This window comes from Actinacidiphila oryziradicis (genome assembly GCF_005047355.1).
Lineage (GTDB): Bacteria > Actinomycetota > Actinomycetes > Streptomycetales > Streptomycetaceae > Actinacidiphila > Actinacidiphila oryziradicis.
In genome coordinates this window covers 34,341-51,247 of the sequence record NZ_SUMC01000020.1, presented here as the reverse complement: position 1 = coordinate 51,247, position 16,907 = coordinate 34,341, and the positions used below count along the sequence as shown (strand labels likewise).

The 16,907-nt window shown below is 69.7% G+C and carries 11 protein-coding genes; 4 read left to right on the top strand and 7 right to left on the bottom strand.

The window, feature by feature from the left end:
• Positions 1-78: 78 nt before the first annotated feature.
• From FCI23_RS21155 to FCI23_RS21145, 3 genes are all read left to right on the top strand, one after another.
• Positions 79-1,452, top strand: a complete 1,374-nt coding sequence (locus tag FCI23_RS21155) for a cation:dicarboxylate symporter family transporter (protein ID WP_136725506.1) — start codon at positions 79-81, stop codon at positions 1,450-1,452.
• Positions 1,453-1,573: 121 nt separating this feature from the next.
• Complete coding sequence (locus FCI23_RS21150; RefSeq protein WP_407646005.1) at positions 1,574-2,329, top strand: metallophosphoesterase family protein; 756 nt, start codon at positions 1,574-1,576, stop codon at positions 2,327-2,329.
• The gene (locus FCI23_RS21145; protein ID WP_136725504.1) at positions 2,326-2,619 is read left to right on the top strand and encodes a hypothetical protein; all 294 of its coding nucleotides are present in this window, start codon (positions 2,326-2,328) and stop codon (positions 2,617-2,619) included. The genes FCI23_RS21150 and FCI23_RS21145 overlap by 4 nt, the downstream gene beginning before the upstream one ends.
• Positions 2,620-2,672: 53 nt before the next feature.
• On the opposite strand, the gene FCI23_RS21140 is transcribed toward FCI23_RS21145, so the two are convergent.
• The 7 genes from FCI23_RS21140 to FCI23_RS21110 all read right to left on the bottom strand — a co-directional run bounded on the left by FCI23_RS21140 (position 2,673) and on the right by FCI23_RS21110 (position 14,024).
• Entirely contained in the window at positions 2,673-3,323 is a 651-nt protein-coding gene (locus FCI23_RS21140) for a DUF305 domain-containing protein (protein WP_136725503.1), read from the bottom strand.
• Positions 3,324-3,422: 99 nt separating this feature from the next.
• Positions 3,423-3,836: a DUF6153 family protein gene (locus FCI23_RS21135; protein ID WP_136725502.1), complete on the bottom strand. Its 414-nt coding sequence runs from the start codon at positions 3,834-3,836 to the stop codon at positions 3,423-3,425.
• Positions 3,837-3,896: 60 nt separating this feature from the next.
• A complete protein-coding gene (glgB, locus tag FCI23_RS21130) occupies positions 3,897-6,251 on the bottom strand; it encodes a 1,4-alpha-glucan branching enzyme (protein WP_136725501.1) in 2,355 nt (784 codons plus the stop codon).
• Complete coding sequence (locus FCI23_RS21125; protein ID WP_136725500.1) at positions 6,248-7,687, bottom strand: maltokinase N-terminal cap-like domain-containing protein; 1,440 nt, start codon at positions 7,685-7,687, stop codon at positions 6,248-6,250. The genes glgB and FCI23_RS21125 overlap by 4 nt, the downstream gene beginning before the upstream one ends.
• Positions 7,688-8,722: 1,035 nt before the next feature.
• Positions 8,723-10,417, bottom strand: coding sequence for a maltose alpha-D-glucosyltransferase (treS, locus tag FCI23_RS21120; RefSeq protein WP_136725499.1), 1,695 nt, complete (start codon positions 10,415-10,417; stop codon positions 8,723-8,725).
• On the bottom strand, positions 10,414-12,405 hold the full coding sequence (locus FCI23_RS21115) for an alpha-1,4-glucan--maltose-1-phosphate maltosyltransferase (RefSeq protein WP_169316870.1): 1,992 nt from the start codon (positions 12,403-12,405) through the stop codon (positions 10,414-10,416). The genes treS and FCI23_RS21115 overlap by 4 nt, the downstream gene beginning before the upstream one ends.
• 389 nt (positions 12,406-12,794) lie before the next feature.
• Positions 12,795-14,024, bottom strand: a complete 1,230-nt coding sequence (locus FCI23_RS21110; protein WP_136725497.1) for a S8 family peptidase — start codon at positions 14,022-14,024, stop codon at positions 12,795-12,797.
• A gap of 229 nt (positions 14,025-14,253) precedes the next feature.
• On the opposite strand from FCI23_RS21110, the gene glgP reads away from it, so the two are divergent.
• Complete coding sequence (gene glgP, locus FCI23_RS21105; RefSeq protein WP_136725496.1) at positions 14,254-16,902, top strand: alpha-glucan family phosphorylase; 2,649 nt, start codon at positions 14,254-14,256, stop codon at positions 16,900-16,902.
• The last annotated feature ends 5 nt before the right edge of the window (positions 16,903-16,907 follow it).

Here is a 16,907-nt window from a genome sequence, read left to right as displayed (position 1 = left end):
AGGTCACGGGCGAGGCGCATAGTCGCCGAGACCTATCCATCGCGGGCGTTGGGACGACGCCGGACGATAAGGGAGACAATGGTGTCAGCCCAGGCCTTGCGCCCCACCGGCGGTCGTAGAGATCGCACCCACTACCTGTACATCGCTGTGATCGTGGCCGTACTCGCCGGTATCGCCGTAGGCCTGGCCGCGCCCGGCTTCGCCACGGAGCTCAAGCCGCTCGGCACCGGCTTCGTGTCCTTGATCAAGATGATGATCGCGCCGATCATCTTCTGCACGATCGTGACCGGCATCGGCTCGATTCGCAGTGCCGCGAAGGTCGGCAAGGTGGGCGGGCTCGCGCTCGGCTACTTCATCGCGATGTCGTTCGTGGCGCTCGCGATCGGCCTCGTGGTCGGCAACATCCTCCACCCCGGCAGCAGCATGCACCTCACAACGGCGGTGAAGGCGGTCGGTCACACCCAGGCGGCGACGGCCAGTGAAGGCCCCGTCGACTTCCTGCTCGGCATCATCCCGACCACGATGGTCTCCGCCTTCACCGATGGAGTGGTGCTGCAGACACTGCTCATCGCGCTGCTGGTCGGCTTCGCGATCCAGGGGATGGGGACATCCGGAGAGGCAGTGCTGCGTGGTGTCGGGCACATCCAGAAGCTGGTCTTCCGGGTGCTGTCGATGATCATGTGGGCGGCGCCGCTCGGCGCGTTCGGCGCGATGGCGGCGGTCGTCGGCGAGACCGGCGTCGACGCACTGAAGGCCCTCGGGTCCATCATGCTGGGCTTCTACATCACCTGTGCGCTCTTCATCGGCATCGTGCTCGGCACGATGCTGTGGGTCTTCGCCAAGGTCAACCTCCTCCACCTGCTGAAGTACCTCGGCCGCGAGTACCTGCTCATCCTGTCGACGTCGTCGTCCGACACGGCCCTGCCGCGCCTCATCGCCAAGATGGAACACCTGGGCGTCAGCCGCCCGGTCGTCGGCATCACCGTGCCGACCGGTTACTCCTTCAACCTCGACGGCACCATGATCTACCTGACCATGGCCTCCCTCTTCATCGCCGACGCGATGGGCACCCCGCTCTCCTTCGGCGAGCAGGTCGGGCTGCTCCTGTTCATGATGGTCGCCTCGAAGGGCGCCGCAGGCGTCAGCGGCGCCGGCATCGCCACTCTCGCGGGCGGTCTGCAGTCCCACCAGCCCGCCCTGGTGGACGGTGTCGGCCTCATCGTCGGCATCGACCGCTTCATGAGCGAGGCCCGCGCCCTGACGAACTTCACCGGCAATGCGGTGGCGACCATCCTGATCGGCAACTGGACCAACGAGTTCGACCAGGAGCGCGCCAAGCACGTCTTCGCCGGTGACCTCCCCTTCGACGAGGCCACTCTCCTCGACGATGACCAGGCCGGCGGCGCCGGCGGCGACGCTCCCGCCGCGACAAAGGAACCGGCCGGCGTCTGATCTGTGGCCCCCTTACCGGCCCCGCCGAGCCACCCCCCCGTGCTCGGCGGGGCCTTCCATGTGCTCGCTTGCGGCGAACACGCGGGCGTAGCGGGCGCGAACGGGGGAGCGTGAGCCCGTGATGAGCCGAGTAGCGGTCCTGTCCGACATCCATGGCGTCCCGCCTGCCCTGGAGGCCGTGCTGGCGGAGCCCGATGTACGTGATGCCGAACAAATCGTGCTCACCGGCGACTTGGCGGCCGGGCCGTTGCCCGTCCAGACGCTCGACCTGCTGAGCTCGCTCGGCGACCGCGCGATCTGGGTCAACGGCAACGCCGACCGCGAGCTGGTCGAGGCGCGGCGCGGCAAGCCGTCCGGCTACCCGGAATCCGACTGGGCCGCCGGGCAGCTCCGCGACGACCAGGTGGAGCTGCTGGCCGCGCTGCCCGCCACCGCCGAGCTGGAGATCGCGGGGCTGGGCCGGGTGGTCTTCTGCCACGCGACGCCCCGCGACGACGAGGAGGTCGTCCTCGTCGACTCGCGGGCGGCGCGCTGGGCCGAGGTTCTCGGCGGCCTCGACCCGGCCCTGGAGACCGTGGTCTGCGGACACGCCCATATGCCGTATGCCCGGCTCGTATATGGGCGGCTGATCGTCAATCCCGGGAGTGTCGGCATGCCCTACGGCCGCCCCGGCGCCCACTGGGCCCTCCTCGGCCCAGGCGTCGAGCTGCGCCGCACGCCGTACGACTACGACGCGGCCTGCGCCCGCATCGCCGCCGAATCCGGCTACCCGGACGCCGCCGACTGGGCCGACACCTATGTGCGGGCGCGCGCCAGTGCGGAGGACGCCATCGACGCCTTCGGCCCGCGCGACGGACGGGACGGGCAGGCCGTATGAGCGGCACGGACTGCTTCGCGTGCCGCCTGATCACGGGCGAGGAGCCGCTTCCCGGCGGGGCCGTCCTGCGCACCGGCCATTGGGTTGTCGAACACTGCGTGGGCCCGCTCGGCGTCGGCACGTTCGTCACTCTCAGCAACCGCGACGAGGTTTCCGTCATCGACTTCCGCACCCACACCGAAGTTGCCCGGGTGCCGGTCGGTCGGCCACTACCCGCAGCGCGAGCGCCCCGGCAATATCGACGAGTCGGTGCTCGGCGGGCTGAGCTGATCCGCTGCCCCGCCCGGTGAAAGTGCCGGTACCCCCCCGAGGGTTTTCGCCAAGGGGGGTACCGGCATGCCGGTCACTTGCTGCCGAGCAGCCCCTTCATCAGGCTGATCTCGGCGGTCTGCGACGAGATGATGTCCTGCGCCATCGTCCTGGCCGGGCCGTACGAACCCTTGGACAGCTCTGTCTTCGCCATCGCGACCGCGCCCTGGTGGTGCTGGACCATCATGGTCAGGAACGCGCTGTCGAAGGCCTTGCCCGACGCCTTCTTCAGCATCGCCATGTCCGCGGAGCTCATCATCCCGGTCCCGGTCGTGGTCCCGGAGGAGGCCATGCCGGGCATGGACCCCATGCTCGATCCCATGCTCGATGCCGTGTCCGTGGGCACGTCCTTGCCCCAGGCCTTCAGCCAGCCGGACATGGTGTTGATCTCGGGGTCCTGCGCCTTCTCGATCTTCTCCGCCAGTGTCTTGACCGAGGCGGAGGAAGCACGGCCCGCCGCCAGCGCCGCCATCTCCACCGCCTGGCGGTGGTGCGGGATCATGTCGGTCGCGAAGGTGACGTCGGCGGTGTTGTGGGCGGCGGCCGATGATGACGCGGACGCGGAGGCCGTGGACTTCGCGCTGTTGTCGCTGCTGCCGCAGGCTGTCAGTACGAGGGCGGCTGCGACCGCCGTCGCCACGGCTGCGGCGGCACGGCGGATCGCGGAACGGTGTTGTGCGGTCATGGGTGTGCAACTCCTGTGGTGTGCTTCTTGGAACGCTGTGCCGCTTGAAGCGGGTAGCGGTCAGCGGTAAGCGGGCATGCCGAGGCTGATCGGCGCCGCCTATATGCGCAGGAGTTGCAATTCGGCCAGATCCGGGGGCGCCCGGCCGCCTGTTGCCGGCTCTACCGCCCCCGCCGATACCGGCGGCTCCGCCGCCACGCCCAACGCGGGCGTCAGCGCCGGCAGCGCCGGGCCGCCGGCGGTGCCGGCGGCCGCGCAGGTCGTGTCCGCGTGCGAGGAGTGATGGCCGTCAGCCGGTCCGCCGCTGCGCACGGCATGCGTGCAGGAGGCCGACATGGCGGGTGTCGGGGCCGCCGGGCTCATCGTGGCCGCGCTCATTGCGTGCGCGGCCGGCATGACGTCAGGGGTCAGCCCATGCATCGCCACGATCCCGGCCAGCACCGCCAGCACCAGCAGGAAGGGCGCCCGCATGGTGCGGGGCCCGATCGCCTGGAGCTGGTTCGGGTGCGTCATCGCGTCCATCGTACGGGGGCGGGCCCAGCCCGGAGCTCATGGAGGCAGCCCGGCGGTCGCTCAGGCCGGGCGCAGCCAGACGGTCGCCAGGGGCGGGAGGGTGAGGAGGAGGCTGTGGGAGCGGCCGTGCCAGGGCACGGGCTCGGCCTTGACCAGGTCGGGGTTGGTGACACCACTGCCGCCGTAGCGGAGGGAGTCGGTGTTGAGGACCTCGGTCCAGACGCCTTCGCCGGGGGCGCCGATGCGGTAGGCGTGACGGACGACGGGGGAGAAGTTGCTGATGGCGATGAGGGGGTCGCCGTCGGCGTCGTAGCGGAGGAAGGAGAAGGTGTTGTCCTCGTAGGCGTTGCCGTCGATCCAGGAGAAGCCCTCGGGGGAAGTGTCGCGCTGCCAGAGGGAGGGGGTGGCGAGGTAGCCCAGGTTGAGGTCGCGGACGAGGTCGCGGACGCCGCGGTGGTCGCCGGCGGCGGCATACGTCTCGTCGAGGAGCCACCAGTCCGGGCCGTGGTCGTGGGACCACTCCGTACCCTGGGCGAATTCCTGGCCCATGAAGAGGAGCTGCTTGCCGGGGTGAGCCCACATGAACCCCAGATACGCACGGTGGCTCGCGCGTTGCTGCCACCAGTCGCCCGGCATTTTGGACACCAGGGCGCCCTTGCCGTGGACGACCTCGTCGTGCGAAATGGGGAGGATGTAGTTCTCGCTGTAGGCATACACCATCGAGAAGGTCATCTCGTTGTGGTGGTATTTACGGTGGATGGGTTCGTGGTGCATGTACTCCAGGGAGTCGTGCATCCAGCCCATGTTCCACTTGAAGCCGAAGCCGAGGCCACCGGTGTCCGTCGGCTTGGTGACGCCGTCCCAGGCAGTGGATTCCTCGGCGATGGTCACGACGCCGGGGCAGCGGCGGTAGACGGTGGCGTTCATCTCCTGGAGGAAGGCGACGGCGTCGAGGTCCTCCCGGCCCCCGTACACATTGGGCGTCCAATCGCCCGCCTCGCGTGAGTAGTCGAGGTAGAGCATGGAGGCGACGGCGTCGACGCGGAGCCCGTCGATGTGGAATTCCTCGCACCAGTAAACGGCGTTGGCGACGAGGAAGTTACGGACCTCCGTGCGGCCGAGGTCGAATTCGAGAGTGCCCCAGTCGGGGTGTTCGCTGCGGAAGGCGTGTTCGTAGACATGGGCGCCGTCGAAATTGGCGAGAGCCCATTCGTCCTTGGGGAAATGGGCGGGAACCCAGTCCATGATGACGCCGATGCCGGCGCGGTGGAGGGAGTCCACCAGGTGCTTGAAGTCGTCGGGGGTGCCGAGCCGGGCGGTGGGGGCGTAATAAGAAGTGACCTGGTAGCCCCACGAGCCGCCGAAGGGGTGCTCGGCGACGGGCATGAGCTCGACATGCGTGAAGCCGAGGTCCTTCACATAGGCGGGGAGCTGCTCGGCGAGTTCGCGGTAGGAGAGGCCGGGGCGCCAGGAGGTGAGGTGCACCTCGTAGATCGAGAGCGGGGCTTCATGGATGGCGGTGCGGGCGCGGTGGTCGAGCCAGTCCTGGTCACGCCAGATGTGGTGGGAGTCGGTGATGACGGAGGCGGTGGCGGGCGGGAGTTCGGTGCGGCGGGCCATGGGGTCGGCCTTGAGGACACGGGAGCCGTCGGGGCAGCTGATCTCGAATTTGTAGCGGGCGCCTTCCCCGAGCTCGGGGACGAAGAGCTCCCAGATGCCGGACGAGCCCAGGGAGCGCATGGGGAAGCCGGTGCCGTCCCAGTAGCAGAAGTCGCCGGTAACGCGGACGCCCCGGGCGTTGGGGGCCCAGACGGCGAAGCGGGTGCCGGTGGTGCCGCCGTGAGTCATGGGACGGGCGCCGAGGGCCTCCCAGAGCTGTTCGTGGCGCCCCTCGCGGATGAGATGCAGGTCGAGGTCGCCGAGGGTGGGCAGGAAGTGGTAGGGGTCGTTGACCTGGTGTTCGACATCGTCGTACGTGACGAGCAGCCGGTAGTCGTCCGGGACGGCGGGGAGCGGGAGGACCGCTGCGAAGAACCCGTCACCCTCGTCGGCGAGCTCGGCACGGGTGCCCTGTACGGAGACGGCGACGCCGGTGGCGTACGGGCGCAGGGTGCGGAAGAGCACGCCGCCGGGGGCCGGGCGGGCGCCGAGGAGGGCGTGGGGGTCATGGTGGGCCCCCTCCAGCAGGCGGTGCCGGTCGGCGGGATCGAGCGGGGCGGCGGCCCGGGTGCCGGCCGGTGTCGGCTTGCCGGGGCCGGCCGGGGCGGGGCGCGGCACGGCGGGGTACGGCTGGGCCGACGGCCGGGGAGCGGTGCCGGAGGCCGCGGGGCGAACGCCGGAGGGATCGTAACCGCGTGCCACTGCCTCCGGTTGCGCTCCGGGAACGGCATGGGGGAGGGGTTGACGTTCGGTCACGATGAGGACCTCCTCGGAGGGGCCAGGGGGTCGGGTCCAGCGGCGAGGCGCTGGACGGCGGACATGGGGATGGGAAGCCAGGCGGGGCGGTTCCGGGCCTCGTAGAGCACCTCGTAGACGGCCTTGTCGGTCTCGTAGGCCCGTATGAGGACCGGGTCCGATCGAGGGTCGGTGCCGGATGCGTCGGCGTATCCCACACAGAAGGCGGCGCGGTGGCGTTCGGCCCAGGCGGCGGCGCCGGGGGCGACCGGGTCACGGTGGCGGGCCGCGTAGTCGAAGGAGCGGAGCATACCGGCGACGTCCTGGACCGGCGGTGCCGGGCGGCGGCGCTCGGGCAGCGGGCGGGCGGGCTCGCCCTCGAAGTCGATCAGCACCCAGCCCTGGGCCGGCGTGCGCAGCGCCTGCCCCAGATGCAGGTCGCCATGGACCCGCTGGGCCGCCACGGACCGGCCCCGGCCGCCCAGGACGGCGAGATCGTGGAACGCGGTACGCAGCTGCGTACGGTACGGGCGCAGCGCCGGGACTGCGGTCGCGGCGGCGTCCAGTCGCTCCGCCATGCTCGCCGCCAGGTGCTCGATCTGCTGGCGGCGCAGCACGGCGGTCGGCAGGGCGCGGGCCAGCGCGGCGTGCACCTCGGCGGTGGCCTGGCCCAGCGCGCGCGCCTCCGGCGTGAAGTCATTGCCGTCGTCCACGGCCCGGAGGGCGAGCGCCCAGCCGTCGGCGGAAGCGGGCAGATAGTGCTGGAGCACGCCGAGGGTCGCGGGCTCGTGGTAGATGCCCACCGCCTCGAACCAGGCGGCGGGCGCCGCGATGCGCTGTGATCCGGCACGGGCGAGCGCGAGCGACAACTCCAGGTCAGGGTTGGGCCCCGGGGAGATCCGGCGGAAGAGCTTGAGGATGTACGTATCGCCGTAGATGACCGAGGTGTTGGACTGCTCGGCCGTCGACAGCCGTGGCGCCAGCCCGGACGGGATCCCCGCGCCGGACTCGGCGGTGAAGCGCAGCGACTCGGTCCGCCCGGGGCTCCGCAACCGGTCCAGGAGGTGCCCGGCCAGGCGCGGGTCATGGAGTGCCTGGTAGATGGTGAGGCCGTCCAGCGGGCCGCCGACCGCATGGCCGATCAGGGCCGGGGCCAGAGCGGGAGGCAGCATCGTCCGGGTGCCGAGCAGCAGCTGGTAGCAATCCGGCTCGGCATCGGCCTGGTGCACCTCGAGCAGCACGTGAAGCAGACCGGGCGTGCCGATGCGGGTGTCGCAGGGCAGCAGCTCGGTTGCGGACACCAGTCCGAATCCGCTGATGGGGCTGCCCTTGCCGGCGAACCACCGCTGCCGTGGCAGCCATTCCCGCAGCAGCGGGGCGAGCCCGTGCAACAGCCCGGGCGCGGGTGGGGCCGTACTTGTTGTGGTGGAGGAGCGAAGCCACGAGGTCTCCGACATGACGTCCTTTCCTCGGGTGCCGTGCCTGCCCGTTCACTGCGGTGGGCCCCAGTGAACTGGTGCGTGGTGGAGGACATCCGACGGACGGGGATCGTGTCGGACGAAGACCATCCGAGCAGGTGGTGCAACTGGCGTATAAGAGCCCTTCGTATCGGCTACGTCGCCGAGGAGGGCAGCACCCCAAGCCTGCCCCGGCGCTACGGGACGAAACTGTCGGTTCCGATTCTACGGGCGTTGCGCCGGGGTTGCCGCTCCTGGGTTTGCCCGGCCGGACCGGCATGGCAGGGTGCCCCCGGCGCCGCTTTGTCCTCAAACGCCGGACGGGCTGGGTTTGCCCTGCTGGGCCGGCACGCTTCCGCCCCCTCTGCGGTGGGTGCCGGTTCCTCCCCCAGCTACCTCCCCCAGCCTTCGGCCGGGAGGTGCCCCCAGCAGGTGCCCCCGCAAGCGCCGGACGGGCTGGGTTGTCGTGCGTGCCGCCACGCCATGTCCGTCGCGGGGTCGGGGCCGCTGTGGGGTGATCTCCTCGGGGCTCGCGCGTGCGGGTCCACAGCATGCTTGCCCGGGGTGCACGCGCTCGTCCCCTGCGGGGACACCCCGGCGCGTCCCCTCCCAGCCGGATGGGCGCGTGACGGCCTTGCTGTGGCGGAGACCGTAAAACCAACGCCCCGCTCGCCGGGCAACCCCCGGGGTGACCGCGGGACACAACCCACCGTGAGGCGCTGTGACGGCCGGAGGGGGCGGTGCAGGGGTGTCCCCGCAGACTGTGTCGCCCAAGTGCCGGTGGCGATGGCGCATAGATCGCCGGGTCCTGGCACACAGTCGTGGGGGCACCTCCCAGCGGTAGCTGGGGGAGAGTCACCCCGGAGGCGCCACCGACCCAAGAACCGGCAGACGCCGTCAACCCCGGCGCAGGGCACCAAAACCCAGCCCGTCCGGCGTTTGAGGACGGAGCGGCAACCACCGCAGTGGGAAAGGCAGCCACGCCGGGCGCGCCCAAACGCGGGCCCACCCGGCGACGCGCCTGCGAGCTAAAAGCTAGTCGCGGCGCAGACGGAACCAGTAGAAGCCGTGGCCGGCCATCGTCAAGAGGTATGGCCATTCGCCGATGGCCGGGAATCGGACGCCACCGATGAGTTCCACGGGATGGCGGCCGTTGAAGGTTGCCAGGTCCAGCTCGGTGGGCTGGGCGAAGCGGGAGAAATTGTTGACGCACAGCACGAGGTCGTCCTTGTATTCGCGGAGGAACGCGAGGACGGCCGGGTTGCTGGACGGCAGCTCCGTGTAGGAGCCGAGGCCGAAAGCCGGGTTCTGCTTGCGGATCTCGATCATGCGCCGGGTCCAGTGCAGCAGTGAGCTCGGGGAGCTCATCTGGGCCTCGACGTTGGTGACTTGGTAGCCGAACACCGGATCCATGATGGTCGGCAGGAAGAGCCGGCCGGGGTCGGAGGAGGAGAAGCCGGCATTGCGGTCCGGAGTCCACTGCATCGGGGTGCGGACGGCGTCGCGGTCACCGAGCCAGATGTTGTCGCCCATGCCGATCTCGTCGCCGTAATAGAGCACGGGAGAGCCCGGTAGGGAGAGCAGCAGCGCGGTGAAGAGCTCGACCTGGTTGCGGTCGTTGTCGAGTAGAGGGGCGAGCCGCCGCCGGATACCAATATTGGCGCGCATACGCGGATCCTTGGCGTACTCCGCGTACATGTAGTCGCGTTCTTCGTCCGTGACCATTTCCAGCGTGAGCTCGTCGTGGTTGCGGAGGAAGATGCCCCATTGGCAGCTGGTGGGGATCTCCGGGGTTTTGGCGAGGATTTCCGAGACCGGGTAGCGGGACTCTCTCCGTACGGCCATGAAGATGCGTGGCATGACGGGGAAATGGAACGCCATATGGCACTCGTCGCCGCCGGCGGTGTAGTCGCCGAAGTAGTCGACGACGTCCTCGGGCCACTGGTTGGCCTCGGCCAGCAGCACGGTGTCGGGGTAGTCGGCGTCGATCTCGGCGCGCACCCGCTTCAGGAACTCGTGGGTCCGGGGCAGGTTCTCGCAGTTGGTGCCCTCTTCCTGGAAGAGGTAGGGCACGGCGTCGAGGCGGAAGCCGTCGATGCCGAGGTCGAGCCAGAAGCGGAGGGCGGCAAGGATTTCCTCCACGACTTTGGGGTTCTCGTAGTTGAGATCGGGTTGGTGGGAGAAGAACCGGTGCCAGTAGTACTGCTTGCGCACTGGGTCGAAGGTCCAGTTGGACGTTTCCGTGTCGACGAAGATGATGCGCGCGTCCTGGTACTTCTTGTCGTCGTCGGCCCAGGTGTAGTAATCGCCGTAGGGCCCCTCGGGATCCGACCGGGAGGCCTGGAACCACGGGTGCTGGTCGCTGGTGTGGTTCATGACGAAGTCGATGATGACCCGCATTCCACGCTGGTGGGCGGCGTCCACGAATTCGACGAAGTCGGCGAGGTCGCCGAATTCCGGGAGCACGGCCGTGTAGTCGGCTACGTCGTAGCCCCCGTCGCGGAGCGGAGAGGCGAAGAACGGCGGCAGCCAGAGGCAGTCGACGCCCAGCCACTGCAGATAGTCGAGTTTGGCGGTGATGCCTTTAAGGTCACCGACGCCGTCGCCATTGCTGTCCTGGAAGGATCGTACGAGGACCTCGTAGAACACCGCGCGTTTGAACCAGTCGGGATCACGGTCCTTGGCGGGGGTGTCCTCGAAGGTGTCGGGGACGGGTTCGTTGACGATCAAGTGGGTGACCCTCCTGTCGCTGGAGACGGTCGCAGGGAGAAGGCGTGCGCGGGCGTTACACCCGGCTCTAGGCGCACATAGTTGTCCCTGCCCCATTGGTAGGTGTCGCCGGTGAGCTCGTCGCGCACCGGCACGGACTCATGCCAGGCGAGGCCGAGTTCCGGCATGTTCAACGACACGGTCGCCTCGTGGGTGTGGTGGGGATCAAGGTTGACGACCACCAGTACGACGTCATCAGCTGATCGTTTCGAGAAGACCAGGATGTTGTCGTTGTCGGCGGCGTGGAAGTGTAGGGTGCGCAGCTGTTGGAGGGCCGGATGGCGGCGGCGCAGCCGGTTGAGGGCTGTGATCAGGGGGGCCAGGGAGCGGCCTTCGGCCTCGGCGGCGGCCCAGTCACGGGGCCGCAGTTCGTACTTCTCGGAGTGGAGGTACTCCTCGCTGCCGGGGCGCACGGGGGTGTTCTCGCAGAGCTCGTACCCGGCGTACACGCCCCAGGAGGGCGCGAGGGTCGCGGCGAGGACGGCGCGCGCCTCGAAGGCGGGGCGGCCGCCCTCCTGGAGGTAGGCGTGGAGGATGTCGGGCGTGTTGACGAAGAAATTCGGCCGCATATATGAGGCGGTTTCGCTGGAGAGCTCGGTGAGGTATTCGGTCAGTTCCTGTTTCGTGTTGCGCCAAGTGAAATACGTGTAGGACTGCTGGAAGCCGATCTGGGCGAGGGCGCGCATCATGGCGGGCCGGGTGAACGCCTCGGCCAGGAAGATGACATCCGGGTCGCTTCGGTTGATGTCGGCGATGACCTTTTCCCAGAAGACCACCGGCTTGGTGTGCGGGTTGTCGACCCGGAAGATCCGCACACCGTGCTCCATCCAGTGGCGGAGGATGCGTAGGGTCTCGCGGACGATGCCCTTGAAGTCGGTGTCGAAGGCGACCGGGTAGATGTCCTGGTACTTCTTCGGCGGGTTCTCGGCGTATGCGATCGTGCCGTCGGCCCGGTGGTGGAACCATTCGGGGTGCTTGCTCACCCAGGGATGGTCCGGGGAGCACTGGAGGGCGAAGTCCAGGGCGACCTCCATCCGCAGCTCCCGGGCCCGCCCGACGAAGAAGTCGAAGTCCTCCAGGGTGCCGAGGTCCGGGTGGATCGCGTCGTGGCCGCCCTCCGGCGAGCCGATGGCCCAGGGCGAGCCGACGTCATGGCGGCCCGGGGTCAGGGAGTTGTTGGGGCCTTTGCGGTAGGCCGTGCCGACGGGGTGGATCGGTGGCAGGTAGACGACGTCGAAGCCCATGGCGGCCACCGCCGGGAGCCGCTGCGCGGCGGTGCGCAGGGTGCCGGAGCGGGGTGGCCTGCGGCCGGTGCCGTCGATGACCGCGCCCTCGGAGCGGGGGAAGAACTCGTACCAGGACCCGTAGAGCGCCCGTTGCCGCTCGACCCGCAGCTCCGCCGGGCGGGAGGTGGTGACCAGCTCGCGCAGCGGGTAGCGGTGCAGTACGGCGACGACCTCGGGGTCCAGTGCGGCGGCGTGCCGGGCGGATGCCGGCCGCGACTTGTCGCGCAGGGCGTCCACGGCGGCGAGCACCAGCGCCCGGCCGTCCTTCTTGGGGATACCGGCGGCGGCGCGCTCGTGCAGCTCGGCCCCTTCGGTGAGGACCAGCTCGGTGTCGATGACCTTGGGGATCTTGATGCCGGCGGTGTGCCGCCAGGTGGTGACGGGATCGCTCCACGCCTCGACCGTATATGTCCAGCGCCCTTCGGCTGTTGGAGTGACCTCGGCCCCCCAGCGGTCGGTCCCCGGGGCCAGTTCGCGCATCGGGGTGTACGGGCCGGAGCGGCCCGCCGGATCGCGCAGCACCACATTGGCGGCGACGGCGTCATGGCCCTCCCGGAAGACCGTGGCGGTCACCAGGAAGGTCTCGCCGACCACCGCTTTGGCCGGGCGGTGCCCGCAGTCCACGAGCGGTTGGACGTCCAGGACGGGGATGCGACCGATCATTGCCTCACCTGGTTGCGCTGAGCCGGAGTTCGAGCGCGCCTTCCGCGCTCTGGCGTCGGAGCGCCGGATGGCCTCCTTGCTTGCCCCCGCTCTTTTTATCTGCTCCTTCGGATGCGTACCTGCGGGCATGGCCGCTCCTGTCCGCGTTCACTCTGGTGGGCGGATATGAGTTGGCATGTGGGACGGGCCGAGGCTGGGATGGGAGTGTGCGCCGCGCTGCGCAACGGTAGACCTGCCCACATGGGGAGACTGCCCATTGGATTACGGCGGAACGCTCCCGAGCAACAGGTACCCATGCGTAGCTTGTGGATGCCCCGGAGCTGGCCGAAATTCTTGGCAAAGGCAGTCCGGCCCCGCCTCGGTGGCGGGGCCGGACGGGTCCAACGGGGTCAGTTGCCGATCTGGAGCAGGCGGTTCGGGGTGCCGGCGCCGGCACCGGTGATCCTGCCCTTGGCGGCGGCGCCGACCAGCGCCCGGGCGACTTCGGCCGGTCCGGCGGCCGGATGCGCGGCCAGGTAGAGCGCCGCCGCGCCCGCGACATGCGGGGTCGCCATCGACGTACCGGAGTATGTGGCTGTCGCGGTGTCGCTTGTATTGAAGTCGGATGTGATGCGCACGCCGGGGGCGTACAAATCAACTTGCGCGCCCCAGTTGGAGAAGCTCGCCTGGGCGTCCTTCCTGTCGCTGGCCGCGACGGTGATCGCCTCGCCCACCCGGGCGGGCGAGCCGAGTGAGGCGGGGAGGCTGTCGTTGCCGGCGGCGACCGCGAAGGTCACCCCCGAGGCGATGGCGCTCCGCACGGCGGCGTCGAGCGTCGGGTCCGGCGTGCCGCCCAACGACATGTTCGCCACGGCCGGCTTGACCGCGTGCGCGGCGACCCAGTCGATCCCGGCGACGACCTGTGCGGTGGTGCCGGAACCCTTGTCGTCCAGGACCCGGACGGCGATGATGCGCGCCTTCTTGGCGACGCCGTATGCCTCGCCCGCGGCTGTGCCCGCGACATGGGTGCCGTGGCCGTAGCCGTCGTCGGCGGTCGCGTCGTTGTCGATGAAGTCCCAGCCGTACGAGGCCCTTCCCCCGAAGTCCCGGTGGGTGATCCGCACCCCGGTGTCGATCACATAGATGTTGACCCCGGCGCCCCCCTTGGACGTCTCCGGCCAGGAGTAGGAATGGTCGAGCGGGAGCGCCGGCTGGTCGATCCGGTCCAGCCCCCAGGAGGGCGCGTTGAGCTGGGTGTGGTCGACGGAGACCTTGGAGTCCTGGGCCACCGACGCCACCGCCGGGTCGGCGGCGAGGCGTTTGGCCTGGTGCTCGCCGATCTTCAGTGCGTATCCGTTGAGGACCTTGCTGTACGTCTGTTCGACCTTGCCCCCGTACTTCTCGGCGATCCGCCGGCCGGCCGGTGACGGGGCCCTGACCCCGTCCTTGAGTGTGACTATGTAGCTGCTCCCCACCGAACCCTTTGCACCGAGGCCGGTAATGGTCCCCTCGGCGGGCGCCGCCTGGGCGGGAAGCGCGACGGCGGTCAGTACTGTCAGCATGGTGGCGGCCGTCGCGGTGGTGAGTGCGGCCGATAGCCGCTTTCGCCTTCTTGTGCGCGGAAGTACCAGAAGTCCCATGACGGATGTCCCCTCCTCAAACGTCATATAAGAGCCTGGTGTAAGGGGATGTTGGGCAACAAGGGGCTCGCAGGGGCTCACCGGGGGCTTATCCGTCCCCCAACGCACCCGCAGGCCGGCGGCACAGTGCGAAAGCTCCACGGTGACCCCCGGTCAGGGAAAGGTAAAGGGCGTGTTCGGTGTCCGGTTGCCACCATGGAGCCGGAGGTTGCCGCTACCGTCGAGGATTGTGAAGGCTATTCGGCGATTTACCGTGCGAACCGTTCTGCCCGAACCCCTACGCCCGCTTGGCCGGCTGGCGCAGAATCTGCGCTGGTCATGGCACCCAGAGACCCGAGAGCTGTTCCAGAGCGTCGACCCGGACGGCTGGCGCAGAGCCGCCGGAGACCCGGTACGGCTGCTGGGCGCCGTCTCGAAGGAACGGCTGGCGGCCCTTGCCCAGGACCGCAGGTTCCTGCGTCGGCTGACCACCGCGACCGAGGACCTCAACGACTACCTCACCAATCCCAGGTGGTACCAGGAGGACAGTGAGAACCGCGAGCTCCCCGCCGCCATCGCCTATTTCTCGCCTGAATTCGGGATCACCGCCGCCCTCCCGCAGTACTCCGGCGGCCTCGGGATCCTCGCCGGGGACCATCTGAAGGCCGCGAGCGATCTGGGCGTGCCCCTCATCGGAGTCGGCCTGCTTTACCGGCACGGATACTTCCGGCAGTCGCTGTCCCGGGAGGGCTGGCAGCAGGAGCAGTATCCGGTACTCGACCCGAACGAACTGCCCCTCACCCTTTTGAGGGACGCCGATGACACCCCGGCCGTTGTCCTGCTGGCGCTGCCCGGCGGGCGGTCGCTGCGGGCCCACATCTGGAAGGCCCAGGTCGGCCGCGTACCACTGCTCCTCCTCGACTCCGACGTCGAGGAGAACGGCGCCGCCGAGCGCGATGTCACCGACCGGCTCTACGGCGGCGGCAGCGAGCACCGGCTGCTCCAGGAGATGCTCCTCGGCATCGGCGGCGTCCGCGCGGTGCGGATCTACTGCCGGCTGACGGGACATGCCGCGCCCGAGGTGTTCCACACCAACGAAGGGCACGCGGGGTTTCAGGGGCTGGAGCGGATCCGCGAACTGAGCGCCGGTCCCGGGGACGCCGACGCCGGTGCCGGGCTGGACTTCGCCGCCGCGCTGGAAGCCGTACGCGCCGGAACCGTGTTCACCACCCACACCCCAGTGCCGGCCGGCATCGACCGCTTCGACCGCGCCATGGTCGACCGGCACCTCGGGGACGACGGCGAGCTGGCCGGAGTCGACATCGCCCCGGTGCTGGAACTCGGCCAAGAGACCTACCCCGGCGGCGACCCCAATGTCTTCAACATGGCCGTGATGGGACTGCGGCTCGCCCAGCGGGCCAACGGGGTCTCCACCCTCCACGGCGCCGTCAGCCGTGAGATGTTCGCCGGGCTCTGGCCCGGCTTCGACCCCGAGGAAGTGCCGATCACCTCGATCACGAACGGTGTCCACGCGCCGACCTGGGTCGCCCCCGAGGTGTTCCGGCTCGGCGCCCGGCAGATCGGCACCCAGCGCGCCGAGGACGCCCTCATGACCGGATCGGTCGAGCGCTGGGACGCCATCTCCGAGATCCCCGACCCCACCATCTGGGAACTCCGGCGCGAACTGCGCGAACAGCTCGTCGAGGACGTAAGGCGCCGAGTGCGCGCCTCCTGGCGCCAGCGCGGCGCCGGCCAGGCCGAACTGGGCTGGGCCGACAGCATCCTGGACCCCGACGTCCTCACCATCGGCTTCGCCCGCCGGGTCCCCTCGTACAAACGGCTCACCCTCATGCTCCGGGACCCGGACCGGCTGAGGGCCCTGCTGCTCCACCCCGAGCGCCCGATCCAGATCGTCGTCGCCGGCAAGGCCCACCCCGCCGACGACGGCGGCAAGCGGCTCGTCCAGGAACTCGTACGCTTCGCCGACGATCCGCGCGTGCGGCACCGCATCGTCTTCCTGCCCGACTACGACATGGCCATGGCCCAGCACCTCTACCCCGGCTGCGATGTGTGGCTCAACAACCCGCTCCGCCCGCTCGAGGCCTGCGGCACCTCGGGAATGAAGGCCGCCCTCAACGGTTGCCTGAATCTGTCCGTGCTGGACGGCTGGTGGGACGAATGGTTCGACGGGAACAACGGCTGGGCCATCCCGACCGCCGACGGCCTGTCCGGACCGTCCGAGGAGGACCGGCGGGACGATCTGGAGGCCGCCGCCCTCTACGACCTCATCGAGCGGCAGGTCGCGCCCCGCTTCTACGACCACGACGGCCGCGGCCTGCCCCAGCGCTGGATCGAAATGGTCCGGCACACCCTGCTGACCCTCGGGCCCAAGGTGCTCGCCGGCCGCATGGTCCGTGACTACGTCGGCCTGCTCTACGCCCCCGCCGCCCGCGCCCATCGCACCGTAGACGCCCCCGCCGCGCGCGAACTGGCGCTGTGGAAGCGCCGGGTGCGGGACCAATGGCCCCGGGTCGGCGTCGACCACGTCGAAACCGCTGCCGGCTCGCCCGAGCTGGGGGCGACCTTCACCCTCCGCGTCCAGGTCGCCCTCGGCGAGCTGGAACCCGGTGACGTCGACGTCCAAGTCGTCTCCGGCCGGGTCGACGAGTCCGACCGCATCGCCGATCCCACCGTCGTCTCCCTCAAACCCACCTCCCCCGTCCCCGACATCGACGCCCGCTGGACCTACGAAGGGCCTCTCACCCTCGACCGCACCGGCCCCTTCGGCTACACCGTCCGCATCCTCCCGGCGCACCGGTTGCTGGCTTCCGGTGCCGAACTCGGCCTCATCGCCGTCCCGGCGGAATCCGCCGGCATGACCGCAGGCCTGCTCCGGTAGGCCTC

Excerpts from the sequence above, each read along its gene's own strand:
- FCI23_RS21155 (WP_136725506.1), top strand. The coding sequence starts at position 79 with ATGGTGTCAGCCCAGGCCTTGCGCCCCACCGGCGGTCGTAGAGATCGC.
- FCI23_RS21150 (WP_407646005.1), top strand. The coding sequence starts at position 1,574 with ATGAGCCGAGTAGCGGTCCTGTCCGACATCCATGGCGTCCCGCCTGCC.
- FCI23_RS21145 (WP_136725504.1), top strand. The coding sequence starts at position 2,326 with ATGAGCGGCACGGACTGCTTCGCGTGCCGCCTGATCACGGGCGAGGAG.
- FCI23_RS21140 (WP_136725503.1), bottom strand. The coding sequence starts at position 3,323 with ATGACCGCACAACACCGTTCCGCGATCCGCCGTGCCGCCGCAGCCGTG.
- FCI23_RS21135 (WP_136725502.1), bottom strand. The coding sequence starts at position 3,836 with ATGACGCACCCGAACCAGCTCCAGGCGATCGGGCCCCGCACCATGCGG.
- FCI23_RS21125 (WP_136725500.1), bottom strand. The coding sequence starts at position 7,687 with ATGTCGGAGACCTCGTGGCTTCGCTCCTCCACCACAACAAGTACGGCC.
- FCI23_RS21115 (WP_169316870.1), bottom strand. The coding sequence starts at position 12,405 with ATGATCGGTCGCATCCCCGTCCTGGACGTCCAACCGCTCGTGGACTGC.
- FCI23_RS21110 (WP_136725497.1), bottom strand. The coding sequence starts at position 14,024 with ATGGGACTTCTGGTACTTCCGCGCACAAGAAGGCGAAAGCGGCTATCG.